At 69.3% G+C, this 24544-nt stretch carries 20 protein-coding genes and 1 pseudogene; 12 read left to right on the top strand and 9 right to left on the bottom strand.

Annotated elements, in window-relative coordinates:
- Positions 1 to 13 precede the first annotated feature (13 nt).
- The gene (locus OG252_RS48925; RefSeq protein ID WP_443068467.1) at positions 14 to 1732 is read right to left on the bottom strand and encodes a dolichyl-phosphate-mannose--protein mannosyltransferase; all 1719 of its coding nucleotides are present in this window, start codon (positions 1730 to 1732) and stop codon (positions 14 to 16) included.
- A 129-nt stretch (positions 1733 to 1861) separates the two neighbouring features.
- Between OG252_RS48925 and OG252_RS48920 the strand changes: the two genes are divergently transcribed.
- A complete protein-coding gene (locus tag OG252_RS48920; RefSeq protein ID WP_266446523.1) occupies positions 1862 to 2119 on the top strand; it encodes a hypothetical protein in 258 nt (85 codons plus the stop codon).
- Positions 2120 to 2350: 231 nt separating this feature from the next.
- On the opposite strand, the gene OG252_RS48915 is transcribed toward OG252_RS48920, so the two are convergent.
- The 3 genes from OG252_RS48915 to OG252_RS48905 form a co-directional block, all read right to left on the bottom strand.
- A complete protein-coding gene (locus OG252_RS48915) occupies positions 2351 to 2857 on the bottom strand; it encodes a SigE family RNA polymerase sigma factor (RefSeq protein ID WP_266446521.1) in 507 nt (168 codons plus the stop codon).
- Positions 2858 to 3345: 488 nt separating this feature from the next.
- Complete coding sequence (locus OG252_RS48910; RefSeq protein WP_329344623.1) at positions 3346 to 5523, bottom strand: MMPL family transporter; 2178 nt, start codon at positions 5521 to 5523, stop codon at positions 3346 to 3348.
- Between the two features lie 381 nt (positions 5524 to 5904).
- Complete coding sequence (locus OG252_RS48905; protein WP_329344622.1) at positions 5905 to 6834, bottom strand: haloalkane dehalogenase; 930 nt, start codon at positions 6832 to 6834, stop codon at positions 5905 to 5907.
- A gap of 213 nt (positions 6835 to 7047) precedes the next feature.
- Here OG252_RS48905 and OG252_RS48900 point away from each other — a divergent pair, with 213 nt between their 5' ends.
- From OG252_RS48900 to OG252_RS48880, 5 genes are all read left to right on the top strand, one after another.
- Positions 7048 to 7677, top strand: a complete 630-nt coding sequence (locus OG252_RS48900; RefSeq protein WP_266446508.1) for a TetR/AcrR family transcriptional regulator — start codon at positions 7048 to 7050, stop codon at positions 7675 to 7677.
- A gap of 227 nt (positions 7678 to 7904) precedes the next feature.
- Positions 7905 to 9008: a 4Fe-4S binding protein gene (locus OG252_RS48895; protein ID WP_329344621.1), complete on the top strand. Its 1104-nt coding sequence runs from the start codon at positions 7905 to 7907 to the stop codon at positions 9006 to 9008.
- A gap of 173 nt (positions 9009 to 9181) precedes the next feature.
- The gene (locus OG252_RS48890; protein ID WP_329344620.1) at positions 9182 to 10480 is read left to right on the top strand and encodes an SNG1 family protein; all 1299 of its coding nucleotides are present in this window, start codon (positions 9182 to 9184) and stop codon (positions 10478 to 10480) included.
- A 96-nt stretch (positions 10481 to 10576) separates the two neighbouring features.
- Entirely contained in the window at positions 10577 to 11161 is a 585-nt protein-coding gene (locus OG252_RS48885; protein ID WP_266446500.1) for a TetR/AcrR family transcriptional regulator, read from the top strand.
- A gap of 432 nt (positions 11162 to 11593) precedes the next feature.
- Positions 11594 to 12409 (top strand): oxidoreductase, encoded by an 816-nt coding sequence (locus OG252_RS48880; protein ID WP_329344619.1) that lies wholly within the window; start codon positions 11594 to 11596, stop codon positions 12407 to 12409.
- 94 nt (positions 12410 to 12503) lie between these two features.
- Here the strand turns inward: OG252_RS48880 and OG252_RS48875 are convergent, their stop codons facing one another.
- Positions 12504 to 12701, bottom strand: coding sequence for a hypothetical protein (locus OG252_RS48875; RefSeq protein WP_329344618.1), 198 nt, complete (start codon positions 12699 to 12701; stop codon positions 12504 to 12506).
- Between OG252_RS48875 and OG252_RS48870 the strand changes: the two genes are divergently transcribed.
- Positions 12700 to 13599, top strand: a complete 900-nt coding sequence (locus tag OG252_RS48870; protein ID WP_329344616.1) for an NAD(P)H-binding protein — start codon at positions 12700 to 12702, stop codon at positions 13597 to 13599. The genes OG252_RS48875 and OG252_RS48870 overlap by 2 nt on opposite strands.
- Positions 13600 to 13985: 386 nt before the next feature.
- On the opposite strand, the gene OG252_RS48865 is transcribed toward OG252_RS48870, so the two are convergent.
- The 3 genes from OG252_RS48865 to OG252_RS48855 all read right to left on the bottom strand — a co-directional run bounded on the left by OG252_RS48865 (position 13986) and on the right by OG252_RS48855 (position 16282).
- A complete protein-coding gene (locus tag OG252_RS48865) occupies positions 13986 to 14987 on the bottom strand; it encodes an aldo/keto reductase family protein (RefSeq protein WP_266446493.1) in 1002 nt (333 codons plus the stop codon).
- Between the two features lie 264 nt (positions 14988 to 15251).
- Positions 15252 to 15800, bottom strand: coding sequence for an SRPBCC family protein (locus OG252_RS48860; RefSeq protein WP_266446491.1), 549 nt, complete (start codon positions 15798 to 15800; stop codon positions 15252 to 15254).
- Between the two features lie 281 nt (positions 15801 to 16081).
- Positions 16082 to 16282 carry a hypothetical protein gene (locus OG252_RS48855; RefSeq protein WP_329344615.1) on the bottom strand — a complete coding sequence of 67 codons (201 nt, stop codon included), beginning with the start codon at positions 16280 to 16282 and terminating at the stop codon, positions 16082 to 16084.
- A gap of 319 nt (positions 16283 to 16601) precedes the next feature.
- Between OG252_RS48855 and OG252_RS48850 the strand changes: the two genes are divergently transcribed.
- From OG252_RS48850 to OG252_RS48840, 3 genes are all read left to right on the top strand, one after another.
- On the top strand, positions 16602 to 17282 hold the full coding sequence (locus OG252_RS48850) for a TetR/AcrR family transcriptional regulator (protein ID WP_329344614.1): 681 nt from the start codon (positions 16602 to 16604) through the stop codon (positions 17280 to 17282).
- A gap of 179 nt (positions 17283 to 17461) precedes the next feature.
- Positions 17462 to 18250, top strand: coding sequence for a DUF899 domain-containing protein (locus OG252_RS48845; protein WP_329344613.1), 789 nt, complete (start codon positions 17462 to 17464; stop codon positions 18248 to 18250).
- A gap of 160 nt (positions 18251 to 18410) precedes the next feature.
- Entirely contained in the window at positions 18411 to 19805 is a 1395-nt protein-coding gene (locus tag OG252_RS48840) for a Mucin-2 (RefSeq protein ID WP_329344612.1), read from the top strand.
- Between the two features lie 137 nt (positions 19806 to 19942).
- On the opposite strand, the gene OG252_RS48835 is transcribed toward OG252_RS48840, so the two are convergent.
- On the bottom strand, positions 19943 to 21136 hold the full coding sequence (locus OG252_RS48835; RefSeq protein ID WP_329344611.1) for a serine hydrolase domain-containing protein: 1194 nt from the start codon (positions 21134 to 21136) through the stop codon (positions 19943 to 19945).
- A gap of 290 nt (positions 21137 to 21426) precedes the next feature.
- On the opposite strand from OG252_RS48835, the gene OG252_RS48830 reads away from it, so the two are divergent.
- Positions 21427 to 24087 carry a glycosyl hydrolase gene (locus OG252_RS48830; protein ID WP_329344609.1) on the top strand — a complete coding sequence of 887 codons (2661 nt, stop codon included), beginning with the start codon at positions 21427 to 21429 and terminating at the stop codon, positions 24085 to 24087.
- 66 nt (positions 24088 to 24153) lie between these two features.
- A pseudogene (locus OG252_RS48825) lies at positions 24154 to 24456 on the top strand (MFS transporter); the annotation flags it as partial.
- Positions 24457 to 24544 lie beyond the last annotated feature (88 nt).

Genomic DNA, 24544 nt, shown 5'->3' with positions numbered 1-24544 from the left:
GTGAGGTCGGAGCTCATATCCAGGTCTCGAGCCACATTCTGGTGTGCCAACTGGGATACGGAATCGTCTGACCCGTGTAGACGGGGAAGAAGTAGATGAAGTTCCAGGTGATGAGCAGCACCAGCGCGCCTGCGGCCACCGCACCGCGTTTGCGGCGTCTTTCCTGCGTGCCCGGCGGGCCCAGCACCGCGCCCAGCATCATCGCCACGGCCAGACACAGGTACGGCACGAAGACGACGGCGTAGAAGGAGAAGACCGTGCGGTCCTGGTAGAGGAACCAGGGCAGGTAACCGGCGCCCGCGGCGCACAGGACGGCGCCGGCGCGCCAGTCGCGGCGCAGCGCCCACCGATAGAGCAGATACACCAGGGCGCAGCAGGCCGACCACCACAGGAGCGGTGTGCCCAGGGCCAGGACGGTCTGTGAGCAGTCGGCAGTCGTGTGGCAGCCGTCGGACCCGGGTTTCGGCGATTCGTAGTGGAACAGCACAGGACGGCCCAGGACCAGCCAACTCCAGGGGTTGGACTCGTACTTGTGCGGAGTGTGCAGCCCCACGTTGAACTGGAAGACGCCGTACTCGTAGTGCCACAGGCTGCGGAGCGGGGCCGGGATCCACGACCAGGTGCCGCCGCGGCCGTCCGCCCAGTGTCGTCCGTAGCCGTTGTCGGACAGGAACCAGCCGGTCCAGGTCGCCAGATACGTCACGACAGCGACCGGGACCAAAGACATCACCGACCAGCCGAGGTCCTTGCGCAGCACCGCCCGATAGGGGCGGCGCGCCCCGGCCACGCGGCGGGCGCCGACGTCCCACAACAGGGTGAGGATCACGAAGAAGGCGAGGAAGTACAGGCCGTTCCATTTGGTCGAGGCCGCCAGTCCCAGCAAGAGGCCGGCGGCTAGCCGCCAGGGACGCAGTCCAGTCCCGGCATGGTCACCGGTGTGCGCGTCCGGACGGCCGTCCGCGTCAGCCGGGAGGGCTGCCGCGAGCCGGGTCCGCGCCTGGTCGCGGTCGATGAGCAGGCAGCCGAACGCCGCCAGTACGAAGAACATGACGACGAGGTCGAGCAGAGCGGTGCGGCTCATCACGTAGTGCAGCCCGTCCACGGCCATCAGGGCGCCGGCCAGGCAGCCCAGCAGTGTCGAGCGGAACAGGCGGCGTCCTATGCGGCACAGCATCAGCACCGACAGCGTGCCCAGCACCGCCGTCATGAAGCGCCAGCCGAAGGGGGTGAGGCCGAACATCCACTCGCCGAGGGCGATCACCCACTTGCCCGTCGGCGGGTGCGCGACGAAGGCCCCGGTGTCGGAGAGCGGGATCACCTGAGGGTCGGTCAGGATCTGCGGGTCGGCGATCTTACGGTCCGGCCAGCTGCTCTCGTAGCCGAGCCGCAGCAAGGACCAGGCGTCCTTGGCGTAGTACGTCTCGTCGAAGACGAGGTCGTGCGGCCGGCCCAGACGCCACACGCGCAGCAGCCCGGCAAGGAGCGCCACCAGCAGCGGCCCGCCCCACCCCGGCCGGCGCGCCGGCCGGCCCGACGCCGCCGGGGACAGCCCCAGCGTGCGCCACACACGTGACCCGGTTTCGGGAAAGGGCACCACCAGGCGGTCGCGCACGGACGTACGCGGACGCTCCACATAGCCGAACAGGCGAAGCCGCCGCTCCCAGGAGGTCGGCCCGCGATTCGCCGCCTTCCGCGGTACGTCGGCAATGGCCGGCGCGTTCTCACGGATCACGTGGTCAGCTTTCAACTCGTCGAGAGCAGGACAAGCGGGGATCAGCTGCCCGGCGGTCGGGGGTAGTCACGCCGACTCAAGCAGCCCCGACCCATCGAGGACCGCTTGACCGGCCAAGGCGCTTACCTGGTGGTTGAGGTCCGTGAGGGCATCGGGACCGGCTCTGGCGTTGAGGGGCGGTACGGCATCGGCACCGGCCTGGTGGTCGACGTGCAGGTCGGCATCGGCACCTCCTTGGCAGTGGAGGCGGGTCGGACCGTCGACGGCATAGGCACCGGCTTGGTAGTCGACGTGCAGCTCGGCATCGGCACCCCCTTGGCAGTGGAGGCGGAGCGGGCCGTCGACGGCACCGGGGCCGACTCGGCGGAGGCGACGGGGCGATGCTGAGGGTCGGCAGACCCACCCTGGGCGAATGAGCTCGGCATGACCATGAGTCCGACGCCGAGTCCGGCAACGGTCAGCACGGATCCGGTGGCCATCCAGGCCGTCCGGGCCCGCTGCCGGGCGCGAACACCGGCTTGCAGCCGGTCTCGGTGCCGGTCCTCATAGGGCGTGTCCTTGTGGCTGTCACGCATCATGCGTGCCAGGTCCTGCTCGAAGTGATCCATGGCTCCTTCTTCACTCCACCGGCTCGACTGCCTCGGCCAGAAGCTGCCGCAACCGTGCGACGCCGCGTGCCGTGAGGGAACGGGCGGTGCCCACCGGACACCCCAGCACCTCCGCGACGTGGCGCTCGGGCAGATCCTGGTAGTAGCGCAGCACCACCGCGGCCCGCTGCCGCGCCGGCAGCAGCGCCAACATGGCCTCCAACCGGGTCCGTTCATCCACCGCGGCGGTCTCGTCTCCCACCTCGGGCGGGTCGGGCAGCTGGTCCACGGGGTGCTCGCCCCACCAACGACGCCGTGACGAACGAGCCGCGGCACGGGCCAGAACCCTGCGCACATACGCCTCCGGCGCCTGCTCGCCCACCTTCGGCCAGGCAAACCACAGCTTGACCAGCGCCTCCTGCAGCAGATCCTCGGCCCGGTGCCGGTCTCCACCGGTGAGCAGCCGCGCCAGGTGAAGCAAGGCCGACCACCGAGCCGTCACGAACCGGTCGAACTCGTCGGCCCGCAACTGCCCCATCAGCGTCGTCCCTTACCTCAACACGCCCCTACACCTTCATAAAGACACTGACCCCTACCCCGCTATGCACCTCCGGCGTGTGGTCTGGCTCACACAGACCTTCCATGACGGTGCCCCCGATGCGACTTGCCTGCCCACCTCCCCCCTGTGCAGCCGTCGAATCCTGACCAGCACCGTCGCCCAGCCGGCAGCGGACCTCGGTCTGCTCGGCCTGGGTGATCAAACGCTCGGACAGCGAGGACCCCTTGGGCTCTGGCGACTTGCCGCGAGCTGACCGACGACTCCCTCCAGGACCGCCAGAGGAGCATCGTCGGTCATGTCGTCCCCGTCTGCCAGCTGAGCTCGCGGGCGCCGCAAGCGACCATGAACACCAGACCTCGAAGACCAGGCCCACGGCCGGGCACCGCAGGTACCCCGCTCACGCCGCGAAGACGCGACAGGGGCCGAAGTGCCTCGGGGGAAGGCACTTCGGCCCCTCTTCGCCGGGTTCAGACCCCGACGGGAACCGGCTTGTCGGTGTCGGTGGCCACGTCGCCCTCCTTGATGCCGTACCGCGTGTAGAAGCGGGCCAGCGGGCCCGGAGCCCACCAAGCCGCCCTGCCCATCAGCTTCATGACGGCCGACCCCAGCAGGATGCGCACCACCAGTACGTCCACCAGGACCGCGAACACCATGCCGACGCCGAAGAGCTTCATGGTCAGCACATCGCTCATCCCGATCGCCGCGAGCGGCACGCACATCAGCAACGCGGCGCTCACGACCAGGCGGCCGATGGACTGCAGCCCGGTCGCCACGGCCTCCGTGCTGTCGTTCAGCTGGTCGTACTGCTCCCGCATCCGGGACACCAGGAACACCTCGTAGTCCATGGAGAGTCCGAAGATCAGCGCGAACAGCATGATCGGCATGTTGGGCTCGATGTTGCCCGTCGGATCGAAACCGAGCAGGCCGTTCAGATGGCCGTCCTGGAAGATCCAGACGAGCACGCCGAAGGTCGCGGACAGCGACAGCAGGTTCATCGCGATCGCCTTCAGCGGCAACAGCACCGAGCCGAACGCGAGGAACAGCAGGATGTACGTCATCACCGCGATGTAGAGCAGCATCCACGGCAGGGTCTCGCCGAGTGCGTCCAGGGTGTCGTCGTAGACCGCCGACTCACCGCCGAAGTACGCGTGGGCGCCGGGCGGTTCGGGGACGTCCTTGAGCCGGTTCACCAGGTCGCGCGCATGGGTCGAGATGGCGTTGCCGTCGAAGGTGACCGATACCCGGGCCGTGGTGCCCTCGGCGCCGGTGATCCGGGCGGTCTTCGCGCCCTCGGTGGCGCCGAGCCGCTCGGCGTACGCCTTGAGCGCCGTGCCCTGCTCCTTCGAGGTCGCGTCGGACTTCAGCACGAGCAGCGAGTCGATGGACTTCACCGCGTCGCCGTCGAAGTCGCGCTCCATGGTGTTGAAGACCTGGCGGCCCTCGGAACTGCTCGGCAACTGCTGTGCGTTGATGGAGCCGAATTCGATCTTGGAGAACGGCAGGGCGAGCGTCAGCAGCAGGCCCACCGCGCCCACCATCACGACTCCCCGCCGCCGCATCACACCGTGCCCGAACCGGTACCAGGCACCCTCGCCCGCCGCCGTCGGGCGCACGGCCTTCTTGCGGCGGCGCAGCGGGAGGGCATTGACCTTCGGGCCCAGCACGGCGAGCACCGCGGGCAGCGCGACCAGCGAGAAGAGCACCGACAGCACGACCGCCGCCACACCGCCGTACGACATCGACTTCAGGAACGTCGACGGGAAGAGGGTCAGACCGGCCAGCGCCGCCGCGACCGTGGTGCCGGAGATCACCACAGTGCGCCCGGCCGTGGCGATCGTGCGCCCGAGCGCCGCTTCGCCGGTGTAGCCGCGTTCCAGTTCCTCGCGGTAGCGGCTCACGATCAGCAGGCCGTAGTCGATGGCGACCGCGAGACCCAGGATCGTGACCAGACTCATGGCGAACACTGACACATCGGTGATGTTCGAGATGACCCGCAGGACGGCCATCGAGCCCAGGATGGAGAGCACGCCGACGACCAGCGGAAGGCCGGCCGCGACCAGGCCGCCGAACACGACCAGCAGGAACAGGAAGAGCACGGGGGCCGAGATGATTTCCGCGTGCCTCAGGTCATGTTCGATCTTCTCACCGGCCTGATAGCCGGTGGGCACGGTTCCGCCCTGCAGGGTCTCCAGGCCGGGTGCCGGGATCTTGTCCTTGATCGCCTTGTACGAGTCCTCCTTGGCCTTCTCGCTGTTGCCGTGGAGGTTCAGCGCGACGTAGGTGGCGTGCCGGTCGTGGCTGACCTGCGCCGGCATCTTGGTCTGCCAGAAGTGCAGATAGCCGGTCACGTCCGCCTTCGGCAGGGACTCCACCTGCTGGACGACCGCCTGCTGGAACGACGGGTCATCGACGGTGCGGTCCTCGTCGCGGTAGACGATCACGGCATCCGGTGTCCGCTGCGGGAACGCCTTCTCAGCGATCTTTTCCGCCTGCCGGCTGTCGGATCCGGGGTCTTGGAAGCCGAGCGGTGTCAGGGAGCCGAAGACACCGGCACCGTAGGCCCCGGACAGGACGGCGAACAGCAGGGTCAGTACCAGCAGGGGCTTTCGTCTCCGGTGAAGCAGACGCCCAAAGCTGTCAAACATGGTTTCTCCTGGATCGTGGGCGAGCGTCGGGCAGGACTGTGGCCGGCTCGTGGCGGAGTGCGTTCAGGTCGCCACCGGTCCGCCGCGACACCGCGCTCGAAGTGGTGGGTGGGAAGTTGGAGCCGGCCGAGTTCGACAGGGCGTGGCGGCTCGGGAAGTTGATGAGCGTGGGCTCATCGGGCGCAAAGGAGACACCTCTGCGCTGGTCGTACGCTCGTCGGCGGTTCGGCTGGCTGCCGGGCGAGGACGCTCTCGCCGGCCGCGAGGGCAAGTGCCGGAAGACGAGGGTCTGTCGGGGCTCGGCCCAGCCCCGAGGTATCGGCAGGGCTGCCGACCGACGCGCTGCTCGCGGGCGTGGTGGGTCGTCGCGAGGACCGGCTGTCAGCCGAGGCCGAGGATGGCATCGACCAGCAGGTCCGGCTGCTGCTCCTGCAGGAAGTGACCGGCGTCGGGAACCGTCACGTGGTCCCGCCCCTTCGCACCCGGGACGCGGGCGTGGAACAGCTGCTTGTAGATGAGCGTGATGTCTTCGTGATCGGCGAAGGCGGTGAGGAACGGCTTCTCGAAGGCCGCCAGCCCGGCCCAGGCGCGGCGCAGCATCGAGGCGGGCGGGTCTGTGGCGTCGAGCGACACCAGGTGCGGGAACTGCCGCACACCGGCGAAGTGCCGCTCGGACGGAAAGGGGGCATCGTAGGCGGCCGCTTGCTCCTCGGTGAGGAGGTGGGCGGTCTGGTTGAGGGCGCTGTCGGGGCTGCCGACCGCCCACGAGGCGGTCAGGTCGGGCGACTCGGACTGCTCCCGCCAGCGCAGGAATGCGCCGGCCGCATGCGCGAAGTTCTCCGGAGTGAACGCGGCCATGACGTCCGGATCGGTCAGGCCGGTGTTGGCGGCGACCACGGCCGCGAAACGGTCGGGTGTGACCCCGACGTGCACGAGGAAGACGAACCCGCCCCAGTCCTGACCGAACAGGGTGATGTCCGCCAGGTCGAGCTGGTCCAGCCAGGCGCCGGTCCAGCCCACGTGAGACCCGTAGGTGTACGCGGCCCGGTCGACCGGCTTGTCGGAGCGGCCGAATCCGATCAGGTCGGGAACCAGGACGCGTCGGCCGGCTGCCACCAACCCGGGAATCATCTTGCGGTAGAGGTAGCCCCAGGTCGGCTCGCCGTGCGCGAGGACCACGACCGGGCCGTCGGCCGGCCCCTCGTCGATGTAGTGCATGCGCAGGCCCTCACCGACCGTGGCGTACCGAGGCGCGTACGGCCAGTCGGGGAGGCCGACGAAGCGCTCGTCAGGTGTTCGTTCGTAGTCCATGCGAGGAACCATAACAGTGTTTTGATTGCTCGCTCCAAACCCGTCTGCGTACCACCTGGCCGGATGGGCGTTGATCACCTTGCGCTGACCAGGCACTATTCAAGGACAACCCGTTCAAAGTTGGCGCGGCCCCTGGGTGGCCAGTACCAACCGACCGCAGGTCGATGCGCCACCGGGGAGGCATTCGTAACGCTGTTGCAATATGCTGGCGCCATGGCCAGGCTCAAGACACATGACGAAGCGCTCCGACTCCGGCTCCTGCACCGCGCGGCCGCCACGGTCTTCGACCGCGGTACGGCCGCGCTGAGCCTGCGACAGCTCGCGGCGGACGCGAAGACCTCGACCACGGCGGTCTACTCGCTGTTCGGCAGCAAGGCCGGCCTGCTCAGCAGCCTGTACCAGGAGGCCGTGCGGCTCTTCGTCGAGCGCCTGGCCACCCTCCATCCGACGGACGACCCGGCCGGCGACGTGATCCGCATCGGGCTCGCCTATCGCGAATACGCCGTCGCCAACCCACATCTCTACGCGATCCTCTTCTCCGACCGCAGTGTCCAGTGCCCGTCCGACTCGGACAGGCCGCTCGAGACCGTCGAGACGTACCGGCCCCTCGTCGACGCCGTGAGCCGCGGACAGCGGGCCGGGCAGTTCAGTTCCGCGTCCGACCCCGAGGTCATCGCACTGTCGGTCTGGGGAATGGCCCACGGCCTGGTCTCCCTGGTGCTGTCGGGCAACGAGCCGCAGGGGCTCGCGGTCGCCGACTGCTACGAGCGTGCACTGCGGGCGTTGGTGACGGGATGGCGAGCCGGCGAGGAGCCGGTTGCGGGGTTCGCGAATGTGACGTGACCCCGGAGCGGATTGAAGCGGGATCAGGGCCGGACACCCTGCCGCCGACGTGAGTACCGGCTACGGGCCTCTTGCGGGCCTCTTGCGGTACCGGACGAAGGGGCGCGGGTCGGGGAGGGCCCGCCGTTTGAGCTTGCGTGCGAAAACTGATCGGTTTACGGTGGTGAAACTGATCGGTTTTTCGCCCAAGAGGCGAGCCTCAAAACCCGAATCCCTAGGAGTATCGGATGACTGCCGCGCGCGATGCCGAGGGGCAACCGAGGGATCCCAGGCTTCCGGCGAAGCTGGCTGCCCACCCGTCGGTGCAGGCCGTACTCGCCCGGCGCAGGGCCGGTGACGCGGTGAACCCTCCGGCGGTGATCGACGCGGCCTGGCTGCGCGAGTTGTGCCTGGCGGCCGGTGCGGACGACGCGGCCGCGGTCACCCTGGACCACCCCGACCTGGCCGGCGAGCGCGAGCACGCGCAGTCCGCACTGCCCGGCACCCGCACCCTGATCGCGATGGCGGTCCGGATGAACCGCGACAACTGCCGCTCCCCCGCCCGCAGCGTGGCCAACCAGGAGTTCCACCAGACCGACGAACAGGCCAACCACGCCGCCCGCAGCGTCACCCAGGCCCTGCAGGACGCCGGCTACCGCGCGCTCAATCCGTCGGTCGGCTTCCCCCAGGAGATGGACCGCTTCCCCAGTGAGCGGATCTGGGTGGTGGCGCACAAGACGGTCGCGGTGGCCGCGGGGCTCGGTGTGATGGGCCTGCACCGCAACGTCATCCACCCGCAGTTCGGCAGCTTCATACTGCTGGCGACCGTCCTGGTGGACGCGGAGGTGAGCGAGTACGGGCAGGCGCTGGACTACAACCCCTGCATCGACTGCAAGCTGTGTGTCGCCGCCTGCCCGGTCGGCGCCATCAGCAAGGACGGGGCATTCGACGCGCTGGCCTGCACCACGCACAACTACCGCGAGTTCATGAGCGGTTTCACCGACTGGGCACAGACCGTGGCCGACAGCGAGGACGCCGCCGACTACCGCTCCCGGGTCACCGATTCCGAGAGCGCCTCCATGTGGCAGAGCCTGACCTCGCCCCCCGGCTACAAGTCCGGCTACTGCCTTGCCGTCTGCCCCGGCGGCGAGGACGTCCTAGGCCCGTACCTGGACGACCGCAAGTCGTTCATGGACACCGTGCTGCGACCGCTCCAGGACAAGAAGGAAACCCTGTACGTCCTGCCGGGCTCACACGCGCAGGAGTACGCCCAGCGCCGTTTCCCCCACAAGCCCGTCAAGGAAGTAACCGGCGGCTGGCATCCCCCGGCGAAGCGCTCCGCATCCCACTGAGCCGGCGCCCTCGTGGCCACCTCCCGCTCGCCCTGTGCGGAGGCTGTCGCTCATGTCTGCTACCGACCGCCCGCACCCGTACTCGGTCGTGACTCGCCATCGCGGGCGAGCACGGGAGCCTGCTCGTACCACCTCCTCCCGCTGTGCCTCTGTAGTCGAGACCGGAGTAAGTCATGAGTGGCATTCCCCCCTTCCGCGTCCTGCGCGCCAAACCTCTGTGGATCGCCAATGGCGTCATCACGGGCGTACTCGCGCTGCTGTTCACGGTGTTCTACGTCGGTGCCAACATCGACCCGGTCGACCATCTGAAGAAACTGCCCGTCGGCCTGGTCAACGCCGACGAGGGAGCCGCTGTCGGCGGCAAGCAGGTCAACCTGGGGGCGCAGATCACCGAGTCGATCGGGAAGTCCACCGCGAGCGGGGACAGGATCGACTGGAAGGTGATGGACGAGAAGGCGGTGAAGGAGGAGCTCGGCGAGGGCAAGCTGTACGGCGCGCTCGTCGTCCCCGCCGACTTCACCTCCGCCACCACCGCACTGACCGGCAGCGCGACCACCGGAACCCTGGTCCGCCCGACACTGACGGTGCTGACCAACCAGTCCGCCGGCAGCATGGGATCCAGCCTGGCCCGGACGGCGACGACGCAGGCGGCCGAGAACGCCTCGCTCCAGGTGGGCAAGGAGCTGACCGCCCAGAGCGGGACCGGGCAGACGAAACTGCCCGCCGCGGCGCGTCTCCTGCTCGCCGACCCGGCCTCCGTCACGGTCGAGGACGGCCATCCGCTCGACTCGCACAGCGGCCTGGGCCTGACGGCGTTCTACTACGCGCTCGTCCTCGTCGTCTGCGGCATGCTCTCCGCCAACGTCATCAGCGGCCAGGTCGACCACGCCCTCGGCTACACCCACAACGACATGGGCCCGCTGCGCCTGCACCGCCCGCTGATCCGGGCGACCCGGGTGCAGACCCTCGCCATCAGCAGCACCCTCATGGCCGGTCTGTCCCTGCTGATGGGGACCCTGGTCATGGTCGGCGCGATCGGCATCATGGGCATGGACGCCGCCCACCTGCCGCTGCTGTGGCTGTACTCGGTGTGCGCCATCGCGGTCTCCGGGATCGGCGCCCTCACTCTCCTCGCCGTCTTCGGCACACCCGGCATGCTGGTGGTCACGCTGGTCTTCATCGCGATGGCGGTGCCGACAGCAGGTGCCACCACTCCCATCGAGGCGCTGCCCGCCTTCTACCGCCTCCTCTCGGAGTTCGAGCCGCTGCGGCAGATCACCGGTGGCATCCGCTCGATCCTCTACTACGACGCCCAGGCCGACGCCGGCCTGACCCGGGGCTGGGTGATGATGGCCGCCGGCCTCGCGGCAGCCGCCCTCTTCGGCTTCGGCGTGCTGGGGTGGTACGACCGCAAGGGACTGCACCGCATCCCGGTCGAGACGAAGCCCGAGAAGACCGCCGTCCAGGCGTAGCGGAACGCAATGGGAGGCACGCACACCAGCCGTCCCGCCCCTGCCCCTGAAAACCGATCGGTTTTGATTTCGTCCGCATCGAGTTAACCTCGCAGTATGACCACCGAAGTAAAGCCAAGTACCAGAGAGCGACTGCTGGAGGCGGCGGCCACGCTCACCTACCGAGACGGTGTCGGCATCGGCGTCGAGGCGCTGTGCAAGGCGGCAGGCGTGTCGAAGCGCTCCCTGTACCAGCTGTTCGACAGCAAGGACGATCTGCTGGCCGCCAGCCTGGAGGAGCGTGCTTCCGGCTTCGTGGCGACACTCCTGCCCGCGGCGGACGACGGCCGGTCACCCCGCGAGCGGATCCTCCACGTCTTCGAGCGAGTGAAGTCGCAGGCGAGTGCGCCCGAGTTCCGAGGCTGTCGGTACCTGGCTGTGCAGATCGAGCTCAAAGACCAGAGCCACCCTGCGAGCCGGGTGGCCCACGGGATCAAGGCCAACCTGACGGCGTTCTTCCGTTCCGAGGCCGAACAGGGTGGGGCGAGCGATCCCGATCTCCTGGCCCGGCAGCTGATCCTGGTCTTCGATGGCGCCAACGCCCGCGCCGGGATCGGAGCCGACACACTGCCGGGGCTCGTCGAGCCCACCGTGATCACCCTGCTCGATGCGGCTGGCGTCGATGCGGCTGGCGTGCGCTGACGACGTATCGCCTGTTCCAGAGGACTCGGGTGACTGATGCGCTCCCCGAGTTGACAGTTCATCGCGCCACGCCTCGGCGGCCGCCACGGTGTCGTATCCCTGCATCTGCTGCAGGAGCGCCTCGGGGCACGCCGAGGTCAGCCGCGTGGACCCCTACACGCTGACCCTTTCATGCCGTCATTCTCGCAGGCGCCGGTCAGCGTCCCGCAGGCAGCAAGCCGCGTGAAGCGGCGCGAGCCGCAGGGCCATTGACCCAACACCGCCCGGAGCCTCGCACGGACGCGCCTTGCCGCCGACGTCCTGGCGGCGGATCGATCCGCAGGTAGCCGGTGACGCGTCCCGGATCATTTCCCGCCCGAACTTGCACCCGGAAACCGATCGGTTTACGGTGAGACGAAACCGATCGGTTTCTCAACGGATGCGGGAGTAATCATGACGACAAATCGACCGGTGGCACTCGTGACGGGTGCGTCATCCGGCATCGGCAAGGAAACCGCGCTCGCGCTGGTCGCAGCGGGTTTCGACGTGGCCGGCACAGGCCGCGACACCTCACGCGTCACCCCGCTCCACGGTGTGACCTTCCTCGACCTCGACGTGGCCAGTGACGCCTCGGTCACCGCCGCGGTCCAGCAGGTGATCGAGCGGTTCGGGCGGATCGACGTCCTGGTCAACAACGCCGGCATCGGATCGATGGGTGCGGCCGAGGAAACCTCCATCGCGCAGGCCCAGGGCGTCTTTGAGACCAACGTCATCGGGGTCATGCGCATGGTCAACGAGGTCCTGCCCCACATGCGCGCCCAGCGACGCGGGCGCATCATCAACATCTCGTCCGTACTCGGGTTCCTGCCCCAGCCGTTCATGGCCGCCTACGCCGCCTCCAAGCACGCGGTCGAGGGCTACACCGAGTCCCTGGACCACGAGATCCGTGAGCTCGGCGTCCGGGCGCTCATCGTCGAACCCGCCTACACCAGGACCGGATTCGAGGCCAACAGCGCGAAGCCCGACACGCCCCTGGAGGTCTACGCGAAGGGGCGACAGACCGTCGACCGCGTGATGGCGCAGGCGATCAGGGACGGCGACGCCCCCACCGTCGTCGCCAAGGCGATCGTCGCGGCAGCGACCGACGCCACACCGAAGCTGCGCTACACCGCCGGCCCCCTGGCCGGACGCGCGAGGGTACTGCGCCGCGTCGCCCCCGCCGGGGTCTTCGACAAGCAGATCCGCAAGATGAACCGGCTGGCCGGCTGACGCGCAGTCCCACGCGGAGGCGGCGGCCACCGAGCTCAGCCCCTTCGCCTCGCAGGGCGCCATCCAGCGGACCGTCGCACCCCGTGCAGGCCACTCAGTGCACACCGAGCGGCCCAAGACCGTCGCCGACCACCTCCTGGGCTTTCTCAACAGCAGACTCCCACCACCACCACCCCACCACCACCACCACCACCAGACAGAGGACAGACACCTTGATGTCAGAGGGCAACCCCATCCTGATCACCGGTGCCGCCGGCGAAATCGGCGGTGTGAGCCGAACGATGGTCGACATGCTGCTTGAACAAGGGCACCCGGTGCGCGCGTTCGTGCGCCAGGACGACGAACGCGCGCACTCGCTTCGCCAGGCCGGGGCCGAGGTCTTCGTCGGTGACCTGCTCACCATCGCCGACGTGACCGCCGCGCTCAAGGGCGTCCGCTGCATCTACTTCAGCATGAGCCTGTCGCCGTACTACACCGACGCCGTCAGTCTGATGGCCGCGGCGGCACGGGCCCAGGGCGACATCGAGGTCTTCGTCAACATCTCCGAGTACGAGCAGTCGTTCATGACGTTCGACAAGATGACCGCGCCGGAGGAAGAACGGCGTGCGTGGCTCGGCGGACTCATCGCCAACTGGTCGCCGCAGCAACGGGCCCACTGGGTCGCCGAGCAGGTGCTGGACTGGTCCGGCCTGCCGACCGTCAACATACGGGCGGCCATGTTCGTCGAGAACCCCCTGATGACCTGGCTGGCGCTGGAGCCGCTGAGCAACGGTGAACTGCGCCTGCCCTTCGGCCACCACCGGCTCGCGCCCATCGCCGGTTACGACGTGGCGGAGCTGTGCGTCAAGATCCTGGCCGACCCGGCGCCGCACATCTCGAAGTCCTACGACCTCAACGGCCCGGAGCTGAAGGACATGCACGGGTTCGCGCAGGACTACGCGGCCGCGCTGGGACGCCAGGTCACGTACGTTCCCGAAGACGTCGAAACCTGGAACGCGAAGTACGTCGACACCGCCCTGGCCGCGTTCCCGCACACCGCCGAGCACCTGAAGACCCTGACCCGGCTGATGGGCGGCGGCGGGTACCGCGGCGCCACCGACCAGCTGGAAACCCTGCTCGGACGCCCGCCGAAGACCGTGCGGTGGGCGCTGGAGAACCATCCGCGCATCCGGAAGCTGGCGTCTGCCTGAACCGCAGAGCGATCCAGCGCAGGCCAGTGGAAGCGGTGATCCTGGCGGAGGCGCGCGCCACAGTGCCGAGGATGACCAAGGAGAGAGAGCCTGGGTCGAGTGTCAGCCTTGCCCTGGACAGTGGGAGAGGCCGGGGCTCAACTCCCGCGTACGCGTGGTGCGGCCCGCGGCACTCGCCGACGAACCAGCGGCTGCCGGGCCGGCGGGCGGCACCTGCCGAGCGTCACGACGTGTGCGCCGGGCCCCTGGTCATGGCCGGCGCGGGCCGAAAATTCCGGGAGCGCTGATCTCCCCTCCGAAGGCTCCGACCCGCGCCGTGAACCAGTAACGCGACCAGGGGCTACACCGAGTTCCGGTTTCCCAGAACCCGCTGGGTCACAGCCTGTTCAGGGACGCTGCGCCGGTACGCCCTCATGGACGAGATGCGGATCCGTCACTGCCACCGGAAGCACGATCTCATCGATGCGCGCCATCAGATCCGCGTCCAGCCTCACACCGGCCGCCTTCGCGTTCTCCGCCACCTGCTCCGGCCGGGAGGCGCCGACGATCGCGGCAGACACGTTGCTGTTCTGCAGCACCCAGGCCACCGCCAGCTGAGCCAGGGTCAGGCCGGCTTCGTCGGCCAGCGGCTTCAGCTGCTGCACCGCCTCGAGCACCTCATTGCGCAGGAAGCGGCTGATCATCGCCGAGCCCTTGTCATCCGTCGCCCGCGATCCGGCCGGCGGCTGCTCCCCGGGAAGGTACTTGCCCGTCAGCACACCCTGGGCGATCGGCGACCACACGATCTGCCCGATGCCCAACTCCTGGCTGGTCGGCACGACCTCACCCTCGATCACCCGCCACAGCATCGAGTACTGGGGCTGACTCGACACCAGCGGGATCCGCAACTCCCGTGCCAGAGCGTGCGCCCGCCGGATCTGATCGGCCGTCCACTCGGAGACACCGATGTACAGGGCCTTACCGGAGTGGACCACGTCGGCGAACGCCTCCATGGTCTCCTCCAGCGGCGTGAACCGGTCGAACCGGTGCGCCTGGTAGAGGTCCACGTACGAGGTCTCAAGCCTGCGCAGGGAGTTGTCGATCGACTCCATGATGTGCTTGCGCGACAGCCCACGGTCGTTCTTCCCGGACCCGGTGGGCCAGTACACCTTGGTGAAGATCTCGATTCCCTCGCGACGCTCGCCCTTCAGCGCACGACCGAGCACCGACTCGGCGCGTGTCTCGGCATAGACGTCAGCGGTGTCGAACGTCGTGATACCTGCGTCAAGAGCAGCTCGCACACAGGCGAGGGCAGCTTCCTCCTCGACCTGCGAGCCGTGGGTCAGCCAGTTGCCGTAGGCGATCTCACTGATGATCATGCCGCTGTTGCCGAGATGACGGTATTCCATCGTCGAACCTCCCATTGCGTAGGTGTGCTCTCATGATCCTCCCCCCTGTCCGATCGCTGATGTCACCGGCCCCGGCAGATAATCCACTGAGGGAGAGGCCGGGCGCGAGAGCGGCTTGCACCTCGGACTTGAGGGAACCCGCTCACCCGTTCCTCCTCGTCTTCGCCCGCCTCCGCACGCCGGGCCGGGCGGCCCGGGCCCGCTATGTGAACAGCTCGACCGAGGTGTCGAGAGCCAGCTCCGGAAGCGCGCACCCCACCCCTGTCACGGGCGCCCGGCGCGACGGCTTTCCGCCTCCTCCTTGAGGTTGTGGAGCCAGGCGTCCAGCGACGCGTCGAGTGCCGCCTGCAGCGCGGGAGTGTCGGCCTCGACCGGATCGCCGGACCACGACTCCTCGGTGTGGACGTGCACGCCGTCGGGCTTCTGGTGGAAGGTCCACACATGGACGGCGGTGATGCCCTGGGCCGGGCCGCCCCAGACGATTCGGCGCTCGGGGCTGACCTGCTTGACCGTTGAGGTGATGTCCTGCAGGCCGTGCACCGACCAGCGGAACACGGAGCCCGCTCGCAGCGGACCGGGAGTCTCCTTGGTCACCTCGGTGACGTCGGGCTGCCAGGCGGGCCAGGCCTCCACGTCGGTCTGGATCTGCCAGATCCGGTCCAGCGGCGCATGGATGACGATGTCGTCCCGGGTGATCACGGGGGCGTCGAGGTCGATGCCCGCCTGCTGGTGGGCGGCGGGGGTGCCTCCCGAGAGGCATGTGACGAGCGCGACCGGTACGGCGGCGGCCTTCGCGAGCAGAGTGGTGAGCATCGTGATTCTCCTTCGGACAGGACAGGACAGGACAGGACAGAACGGGGCGGGGCGGGGCGGACCTGGCCGGGCACAGGGCGTGGCCGCCTGGATGAGCGGGAGTTCGGCGGCGACGGCCGGACTGATGGATTGCGCGGCCCAGGAGCTTGAGGACGGGCCCCGCCGGCGGCGAGGAGGGATAGGAAGCGGTCAAGCTGCGGCCGTCGACGTGGTCGAGGACCGCGTCCGCGCCGCAGAGGGCCAGGTGGCGCGCTCGTGCGGGGACGTTGTCGGTGCGGTCGTCAACGGGTGACGCTCAGGGCGCGCAGCGTGCCGTGGTGGCAGGCCGAGGCGGTGCCGATGATCGGGCCGGCCAGGGCGGTGGGCGCCAGTTGGGCGAGCATCAAGCCCACTCCCCCGCGGCGCGGTGTACGAGGATCGTCAGGCCGGCCCGTGCGCGCCTTGCGGTGCAGTATCTGCCAGGCGGTGATGCCGTTGACCACGCGGCGTCCGCCCGCTTCGCGCCGACGCCGTCGGGACCTCGATCACGTCCGCCGCGTCGAGCAGGACGTGGCCGGCCCTGCCGCCGGCCTTCATCAGGGCCGTCGCCCGGACCACCTCACGGCGCTCCTCTGCGTTGGTCTGTATCGCGTTCACAGCACTCCGTTACAGGTAATCGTGTTCGTTATATGTTGTAACTAGCTTGCGGGACGGAGTGAGTCACGTCAAGGAGGTGCCGGAAGTTTTTTAGAGGGGATGCCGTTAGTGATAGCCTCTAACGATAGGTCGGCCGTGCCGGCCCGCGGAGAGAAAGTGGTGAGTATGGCGCCGAACACGGCATCCCCCCGGGACCGTTACCGGGCCCAGGTGCGTGCGGAGGTCAAGGAGCACGCGTGGGGGCAGATCGCCGACGCGGGAGCTTCCGCGCTCTCCCTCAACGCCATCGCCAAGCAGATGGGGATGAGCGGTCCTGCGCTCTACCGCTACTTCGGCAGCCGCGACGAACTGATCACCGAACTCGTCACGGACGCCTACCGCAGCGTGGCCGACACCTTCCGTGCCACCGCCTCGGACGGCCCCGACCTCGCGGGACTCGCTCACGCCATGCGCCGCTGGGCGCTCGAATACCCGCAGCGGTACTTCCTCATCTACGGCACACCCGTCCCCGGATACCACGCGCCGGACGCCGTCACCACGATCGCCGGCGACATCATGGCGACCCTGCTCGACGCCTGCGCAGCCGAGGCGACCGACGCGACCGAGGCGACTGACGCGGACAACACGGCGGAGGTCGGTGAAACGGCGTTCGACACCCACCTCGCCCACCACCGCCAGTGGGCCGGCGGCCACCCCGCCCCCGCTCCAGTCCTACGCCACGCCCTCACCTTCTGGACCCGCCTGCACGGCGTCCTCTCCCTGGAACTCGCCGGCCACTTCACAGGCATGGGCTTCGACCCCGCCCAGCTGTTCGCGGCCGAGCTGGACGGCCTGCTCGGCCGCTGACTCCTCCAGGTCCGCCGCTGCTCGGGGTGCAGCGGGGCACTTCTCGATGCTGATACTCACTGCCGGGCGACCTCGGGCGACCTCGAGCGACCTCGGGTGACGAGAGGATGGAGGCCCGGCCTCGGCGGATACTGGGCGGAGAGGGACGAGCACAGCCGAGCGCAGCTGGGAGGATCGAGATGCCGAACCTGCCCGAGGTGGTGTCACGCGAGGAGTGGCTCGCCGCCCGCAAGGAGCTGCTGGCCAAGGAGAAGGAGCTCACCCGGGCGCGCGACCGGGTCAACGCCGAGCGGCGGCGGCTGCCCATGGTGCGCGTCGACAAGCCGTACACCTTCGAAGGCCCCAACGGGACGGTGGGCCTGCTCGACCTGTTCGAGGGGCGGCCTCAGTTGGTCATGCACCACTTCATGTGGGTCTTCGACATCGATGCCGACGGCGTCGAGCACCCCCGCGACACCGGCTGCTCGAGCTGCTCCTCCGCAGCTGACCAGATCGGCAACCTGCGGCAGCTCCATGTCCGCAACACCACGCTGGTCGCGGTGACCCGGGCGCCGTACGAGAAACTCGCCGCCTTCCGCGAGCGGATGGGCTGGACCTTCCCCTGGTACTCCTCGTACGGAAGCGACTTCAACTACGACTTCCACGCGAGTGTCGACGAGCGGATCGCGCCGGTGCAGGTCTTCCACCGTACCGAGGCCGAGCTGGCCGAGGCCGGGATGCCGTGGTCGGAGAGCATGCGCGGCGACTGGCCGGGCATCAGCGCGTTCCTGCGTGTCGAGGATGAGGTGTTCCACACCTACTCCACGTTCGGCCGTGGCATCGATGAGTTCCACAACGGCTACCCCTATCTCGACCTCACCGCGCTCGGCCGCCAAGAGGCGTGGGAGGAGCCGAAGGACCGAGCAGTCCCCCTCGGCCTTCACCTCGGCGGCCCCGCCTTGCGCCTCCCCGACGAGTACGACGCCTGACGATGTGGCCGTACGGCAGCGGACCTTCACGGGCTCTCGGTGATCACACGCGGAGGTGGCTCGGCCCGTGGCAGGATGACGGGACATTGACCCGCACGGCCGATGCCGCGTAGGCGTCCGGAGGAGCTGCGTGCAGAGCGACGGGTCGGAGAGCTGAGACATGGTCGCCTTCTACTCCTCCGCGCTGGACGGCGTCGCCGCCAACCCGGCCCTTCCCACACCGCTGCTGCTGCGGCTGATCGCCTTCGACGGCGGGGGCCACGGCCCGCCCTTCCAGGCCCTCCACCGGCCGGGGTTGCCCGAATCGACCGTGGCGGCCGTCCTCACCCACCCGGTCCTGGACACGCGAGTCCAGTTCGCGATGAGCAGCCAGGCGGATGCCGGGCAGCGGGCCCGGCTCGCGGACGACCCCTCGCCAATGGTGCGGGCCGCCGTCGCCGGCGGACCCGAGTGGACCCACGATCACCGGAGGAAGGTCCGTCCGCTGCCGGACGCAGTGTGCGGGCGTCTCCTCGAAGACCCCGAACCGTCGGTACGGAGCGCGCTGCTGGGCTCGCGCCACTTGGCGCCGTCCTTCCTCGCTTCGCTGGTCCGACATCCCGATCCGGCCGCACGACGTGCTGCCCTGCGCGTCTGGGACGAACTGACGGCGGACGGGCGCGCCGCGCTGCTCGACGACCCCGACCCTGAGGTACGGCGGTCGGCCGCGCTGTGCGCGTGTCCGCACGACGCACAGCTCACTGCAGCGCTGCTCCGCGACCCCGCCGCCCTGACCGAGGCGCTGCGCCGCGGGCTCCTCGACCACGCGGACGCCGGCCGGTTCCTCGCCGAAGGCGTCCACCTGGTCGAACTCGCCGGCAATCGGTCCCTGCCGGCCGATCTCGTGGACCGTCTCGCCGTCGACCCCGACGACGACGTGCGGCTTGCCGTCTCGCTCCGACCCGAGCTGACCGAAGCCCGACGCGCCGCGATCCACTTCACCGTGGCCCCGCACGCACGGAGTGACGTGGACTGGGTGGCGGCCGGCATCGCCGATCAGGACGTGCTGCACCGGGCCGCGACATCCGCCCATCCACTGCTGCGCCGCGCCGCGGCCCGCAGCCCCCATCTGCCACCCGATCTCCTGCGGCTCCTGGCCGAGGACACGGACGTCCTCGTGCACACCCACCTGGCCGTGTACCACCCCGACACCCCGGAGGAGGTCCTGATGAGCGTGTACGCACGGCTCGGCGGGACGTTCTCGGCCTGGATGGCGACCGGCCATCCCCGCTTCCCCCGCGAAGGCCTCGCCGCCCGCTACTCGGACCACCCGGACGGCATCTACCGACAGCTGGCAGTCCGCGACCCCGCCGGCGGCCCCGCCCTGATCGAGCGGCTCAGCCACGACCCGGACGTCTGGACACGCCAGGCGGCAACCCGCGACCCCCGCCTGCCGCTCCCCCGCCTCCTCGAGGCTCTCACCCTGCCCGAGCTGGCCTCCAGCGCGGGTGCCAACCCGGCCCTACCCCCGAGCGAGATGGCCGCGGTCATGGACCAGGCCGGGGTGCCCGCATGACGACAGGCGCCTGAAGCGACGCGGCTGAAGCACCAAGAGCCGGCACCTTCGCGCCGACGGAGACCTCCGCTGCTTCGCAGCCCGCCCGCCCATCGACCCAACCGTCTGCCGAGCCACCCGCATATCGATACCCGCCGTCAAGCGACCGACTCTTCGGTGCTCGGGGTGCGGGTGAGTAGGTCGGCGACCCGAGCGATCATCTGGCTCTCCTCGCCGTTGCGGGCGGTCGTTGGGTGGTACGCGAGCACAAAGCGGCGTCGCTGGTCACGGGTGGAGAACGCGGCGTTCTTGTAGCCGTACGTCTCGCCGGTCTTGCCCCACCAGGTGATGCCGTTGACGGTGGCCTGCTGCAGCCCGGTGCTGTAGCGGGCCGGGCTGCCGTCCAGCATCCGCACGTCGTCCGGCGGCAGGGTGAACATCAGCCGAAGCAGCCCGGGGGGAAGTAACTCGCCGGAAAACAGCGCAGTGAGCATCCGGTCGACATCACCCGTCGTGGAGATCATGTCGCCGTCGCCCCGGACGGACGAATTGTCGTACACGGTGATGTCCCGCAAACCGCCGTCGGCCATCTTGAGGTAGCCGTGCACGTGCCGGCCACGGATGCGCGGGTCGTCGCCCGGTACGACGGTGTTCGCCAGGCGCAGCGGGCGCAGGATGCGGGCTTCGACGGCCTCCCCGTACGGGCGGCCGGTCACCGTGTCGATGATCAGCGCAGCGAGGACGTAGTTGATGCCGCGGTACTCCTGCCGGGTGCCCGGCGCGAACTTCAGCGGCCCGTGCGTCGCCGTCGCCACCCACTCCCGCGGCGTCCAGTGGTCGAAGCGGTGCTGGAACACCTCCTCCGCAGTCTCCGGTTCCGGTATGCCGACGTGGTCGGGCAGCCCGCTGGTGTGGTTCAGCAGGTGCGCCACGGTGACAGCCGCGTACCGCTCAGGCAGCAGCCCGGGCAGGACCCGTCGCACCGGCGTATCCAGCTCGATCCGGCCCTCCGCCACCAACTGCAGTACCACCGGGGCGACGAAGACCTTGGTGATGCTGCCGACCCGGACCTTGTCAGCCGCCCTTACCGGCCGCCGCGTCCTGATGTCCGCCACGCCCGAGGTACCGCGCCAGTGGCCGGCTGTGCCGCCGATTCGCAGTTGGGCAGCGGTCGACGGCGGGTTCTCGAGGTCGTCGATCGCGGCCTGCAGAGCGGTGGGGTCCAGCGGCGGGAGCGGCATGGGCGAGGCGGCGGCGCGAGGCGCGGGCAGTGCTACGCCAGCGGCCAGCGCGGCGGTCCCTGACAGCCCGGCTCTCGTGAAAGTCCTTCGTGACATGGGCTTTGAGATCATGCCCTACACGCTGTCAGCAGGCAGGCACCGTGGGCATCGGGGGCACCCCCGAGTGATCCCTGATCCCGCCCTGAGCCTTCCGCACAGGAAAGCACCTTCTGTTGCCGCCGACTTGCCGTTGGGCCGCAACCGCCCGACCAGGTACGGGCACGCACCTCACGTTCTGGTGCGCGCGGGCCCAAATCCTGGCAGGCGCCGGCCAAAGATTCGGCAAGCCTTTGGGATGTGCCCCGTCGCGCGTGATCAGGTCTGCCCCGACGGCTGTATCAATGCCCGTTTGGGAGGACCTGGTGTCAGCACCAATCCGTAAGAGACGATGGTTCACGATCTGTGCCATCACCGCATCCGCCGCGCTCGGCGCCCTACCCGCAAGCGCCGCGCCCGGCCAGCACAGCAGCCCGTTCGGGGCCCGTACCCTTGCCCAACTCGCCGACCAGCGCGCTCAGTCGACAGGCGGCATCACCGCCAAGGCTGTCACGCAGGACGGTGACGGCGATGACGGGAACGAGGCCGACGAGATAGCCGAGGGCGCCGACCAGTACGCCGAGGCCCGGACCTCGCCGGGCATCGTGGCTCCCGGCGCGTACGGCGCCGCCTGGAGCAGCCTGAACAAGCTGCCGAGCACTGGCGGCAGTTGGCGCAACGTCACCGATCTGCCGTACAACTCCGACGACGCGCGCTACCGCGACTACGACTCCAACTCCAGTGGTGGTTCCGGATATGTGACCGGCCGTATGGCGGCGATGGCTGCCGACGACGACGGTTATGTCTACGCGGGCAGCGCGGGAGGCGGGGTGTGGCGCTCCCGTAGCGGCGGCGGGCACTGGCAGCCGATCAGCGACAAGCTGTCCTCGCAGTCGACCGGGGCACTCGCGCTGGACGGCGGCGACCGGCTGTGGCTGGGCACCGGCGAGGCGACCACCAATGCGGACGCCTATCTCGGCAGCGGCGTATACGTCCTGTCGAACCCGCACCACGGCACCTTCTCCTCCCGCAGCCGGGTCGGTGGCGACGAGCTGGAGAGCACCACCATCCACCAGCTGCGCTTTGGCGGCGGCAAAGTCTGGGCGGCGACCAGCGCGGGAGTGTGGAGCCACTCCACGAAGGAGCTCAGCGGTGCCTGGAAGCTGGAGTTCGCACCCAACCCCGGCTATCTGCCCGGTGGTTCGCTGGCAAGCGACCCCGACGCCGCGTACAAGAACATCGCCAATGACATCGCGATCGACCCGAAGGACCCCTCGAAGGTGGTCCTGGCGGTCGGCTGGCGCAGCGGAGACGACTACAACGGCTTCTACACCAAGGATTCCCACGGCGCCTGGACGCGGATCAGCAGCGGACTGGGCGACCTCCCCGCCGACGCGGACGACGTCGGCAACGTCACCTTCGCCCGCTCCGCCGACGGATCACGCTACTACGCGATCGACCAGTCGCCGGAGCAGCTGAACACCAACCCGGACAGTGGCCTGGAAGGCATCTACGTCTCCAAGTCCGGCTCCCCCACCGGTCCGTGGACGAAGATCGCCGACTACAAGGGCCTCGCCGCCGACGGCTCGGCGCTGACCTCCAGCGGCTACATGCCCGGCGTCCAGGCCTGGTACAACCAGTTCCTGACCGTCGACCCGGCCGACGCCGAGCACGTGTACGCCGGACTGGAAGAGGTCTACGAGACCAAGGACGGCGGCAGCACCTGGTCGACGGTCGGCCCGTACTGGAACTTCGGCTTCTCCTGCTGGAACATCGACCCGGCCAAGCAGACCGGTGACTGCCACCAGACCACCCACTCCGACCAGCACGGGGTCGCGATCGGCAGCTACCACGGCAAGCCGTACGTCTACGTGGGCAACGACGGCGGTGTCTACAAGCGCCCGGTCGACGGCCGTCAGGACGCCTCCGGCCACGCCACCGACTGGACCTCGCTCAACGACGGCACCATCGACACCCTCCAGTACTACTCGGTGGGCATCGGCAAGGACGTCGACCACGGCGGCGTCTCGGTCACCGGGGGCCTCCAGGACAACGGCCAGTCCCTGCTGCGCAGCAACGACACGGTGATGGGCTCCAACTTCGGCGGCGACGGCGGTGACACCCTCACCGACCCGGCCAACGGCTGCAACATCGCCGAGGAGTACGTCTACCTCGCCGTCCAGGTGACCCAGAACTGCGCCGTCAACGACGGCTCCTGGGCAAACGACCCCAGCAAGATCACCTCGTACTCCGTCGCCCCGCCGGACAACGAGACGGGCGAGGCCCGCTTCATCGCCCCGCTCGCGGCCGACGCCAAGAACAGTTCCACCTGGATCGCGGGCGGCCGCCATGTATGGGTGCAGACCCATGGCTACGCCATTCGCAGCGGCGACGAGTGGACCAGCGCGTACGACCTCGGCGAGGGGCACACCGCCACCGCGGTCGCCGCCAGCGGCGGCAAGGTGTACGCGGCATGGTGCGGCCCCTGCAACAACCAGGGCTTCACTCGCGGCATCGCCGTGGGCAACGCGGACGGCACCGGCTGGCACGACATCACGCTTCCGACCACCGGTGCGGCCGGCACCGTCCCCAACCGCTACCTCAGCGGCTTCGCCATCGATCCCACGAAGCCGGACCACGTCTACCTCACCGTCAGCGGATTCTCGCGGCAGTGGACCGAAGGACCCGGCGCCGGCGTCGGCCACGTCTTCGAATCGAAGGACGGCGGCACCACCTGGACCGACATCTCCGGCAACCTCCCGGACGTGCCCGCCGACTCCGCGGTCGTCACGGCGGGCGGCGGCCTGGCCGTCGCCACCGATCTCGGCGTCGTCTACCGCGCCCCGGGCCGCACGAAGTGGCAGCGCGTCGGCTCGCTTCCCGCGGTCGCCGTCCTCCAGCTGAAGCTCAGCCCGAACGGAAGGACCCTCTACGCGGCCACCCACGGCCGCGGCATCTACACCATCGGCGTCAGCGGCCTCAGGTAAGCCACACGCCACGAGGGAGGGGGATCCCGGAGCCGGCTTCGTCGGACTCGGGATCCCCCTCCCTCGGCCTCGCTGGTGGCGGCGCTCGGCATGTCGTTGGCCTGCATGCCGGCGATGATGGCCGCGATGTCCGGTGTACCCCAGCAGCAGGCCGGCCTGGCCTCCGGGATCGTGAACACCATCTACCAGGTGGGCTCCGCCCTCGGTCCGGCCGCGCTCACCGCGCTCGCCACTTCGCGGGGCGCGGGCGAGCTGGGCAACCTGTCGGCACTCACCGACGGGTTCAGCGCCGCGTTCCTGGCCGCCGCTGCCATCGCGGCCACGGGCGGCCTGCTGACCTCACCGCTCATGCGTGGCAGCCGGTCCGCGAACAGCCGGGCGACCCAGGAGGCCGCTCCCCAACGGCACGACGACCCCGCAGCCGCGCAGGGAGTCGAGAACCTGTGTCATCCCGTCA

This window comes from Streptomyces sp. NBC_01352 (genome assembly GCF_036237295.1).
In the GTDB taxonomy this organism is placed as follows: Bacteria; Actinomycetota; Actinomycetes; order Streptomycetales; family Streptomycetaceae; genus Streptomyces; species Streptomyces plumbiresistens.
This window is presented reverse-complemented; position numbering and strand designations above follow the sequence as displayed.

Bases quoted from the DNA above. Each gene is read 5' to 3' on its own strand.
- OG252_RS48915 (WP_266446521.1), bottom strand. From the start codon at position 2,857: ATGGGGCAGTTGCGGGCCGACGAGTTCGACCGGTTCGTGACGGCTCGG.
- OG252_RS48910 (WP_329344623.1), bottom strand. From the start codon at position 5,523: ATGTTTGACAGCTTTGGGCGTCTGCTTCACCGGAGACGAAAGCCCCTG.
- OG252_RS48905 (WP_329344622.1), bottom strand. From the start codon at position 6,834: ATGGACTACGAACGAACACCTGACGAGCGCTTCGTCGGCCTCCCCGAC.
- OG252_RS48900 (WP_266446508.1), top strand. From the start codon at position 7,048: ATGGCCAGGCTCAAGACACATGACGAAGCGCTCCGACTCCGGCTCCTG.
- OG252_RS48895 (WP_329344621.1), top strand. From the start codon at position 7,905: ATGACTGCCGCGCGCGATGCCGAGGGGCAACCGAGGGATCCCAGGCTT.
- OG252_RS48890 (WP_329344620.1), top strand. From the start codon at position 9,182: ATGAGTGGCATTCCCCCCTTCCGCGTCCTGCGCGCCAAACCTCTGTGG.
- OG252_RS48885 (WP_266446500.1), top strand. From the start codon at position 10,577: ATGACCACCGAAGTAAAGCCAAGTACCAGAGAGCGACTGCTGGAGGCG.
- OG252_RS48880 (WP_329344619.1), top strand. From the start codon at position 11,594: ATGACGACAAATCGACCGGTGGCACTCGTGACGGGTGCGTCATCCGGC.
- OG252_RS48870 (WP_329344616.1), top strand. From the start codon at position 12,700: ATGCTGCTTGAACAAGGGCACCCGGTGCGCGCGTTCGTGCGCCAGGAC.
- OG252_RS48875 (WP_329344618.1), bottom strand. From the start codon at position 12,701: ATGTCGACCATCGTTCGGCTCACACCGCCGATTTCGCCGGCGGCACCG.
- OG252_RS48865 (WP_266446493.1), bottom strand. From the start codon at position 14,987: ATGGAATACCGTCATCTCGGCAACAGCGGCATGATCATCAGTGAGATC.
- OG252_RS48860 (WP_266446491.1), bottom strand. From the start codon at position 15,800: ATGCTCACCACTCTGCTCGCGAAGGCCGCCGCCGTACCGGTCGCGCTC.
- OG252_RS48850 (WP_329344614.1), top strand. From the start codon at position 16,602: ATGGCGCCGAACACGGCATCCCCCCGGGACCGTTACCGGGCCCAGGTG.
- OG252_RS48845 (WP_329344613.1), top strand. From the start codon at position 17,462: ATGCCGAACCTGCCCGAGGTGGTGTCACGCGAGGAGTGGCTCGCCGCC.
- OG252_RS48840 (WP_329344612.1), top strand. From the start codon at position 18,411: ATGGTCGCCTTCTACTCCTCCGCGCTGGACGGCGTCGCCGCCAACCCG.
- OG252_RS48835 (WP_329344611.1), bottom strand. From the start codon at position 21,136: ATGATCTCAAAGCCCATGTCACGAAGGACTTTCACGAGAGCCGGGCTG.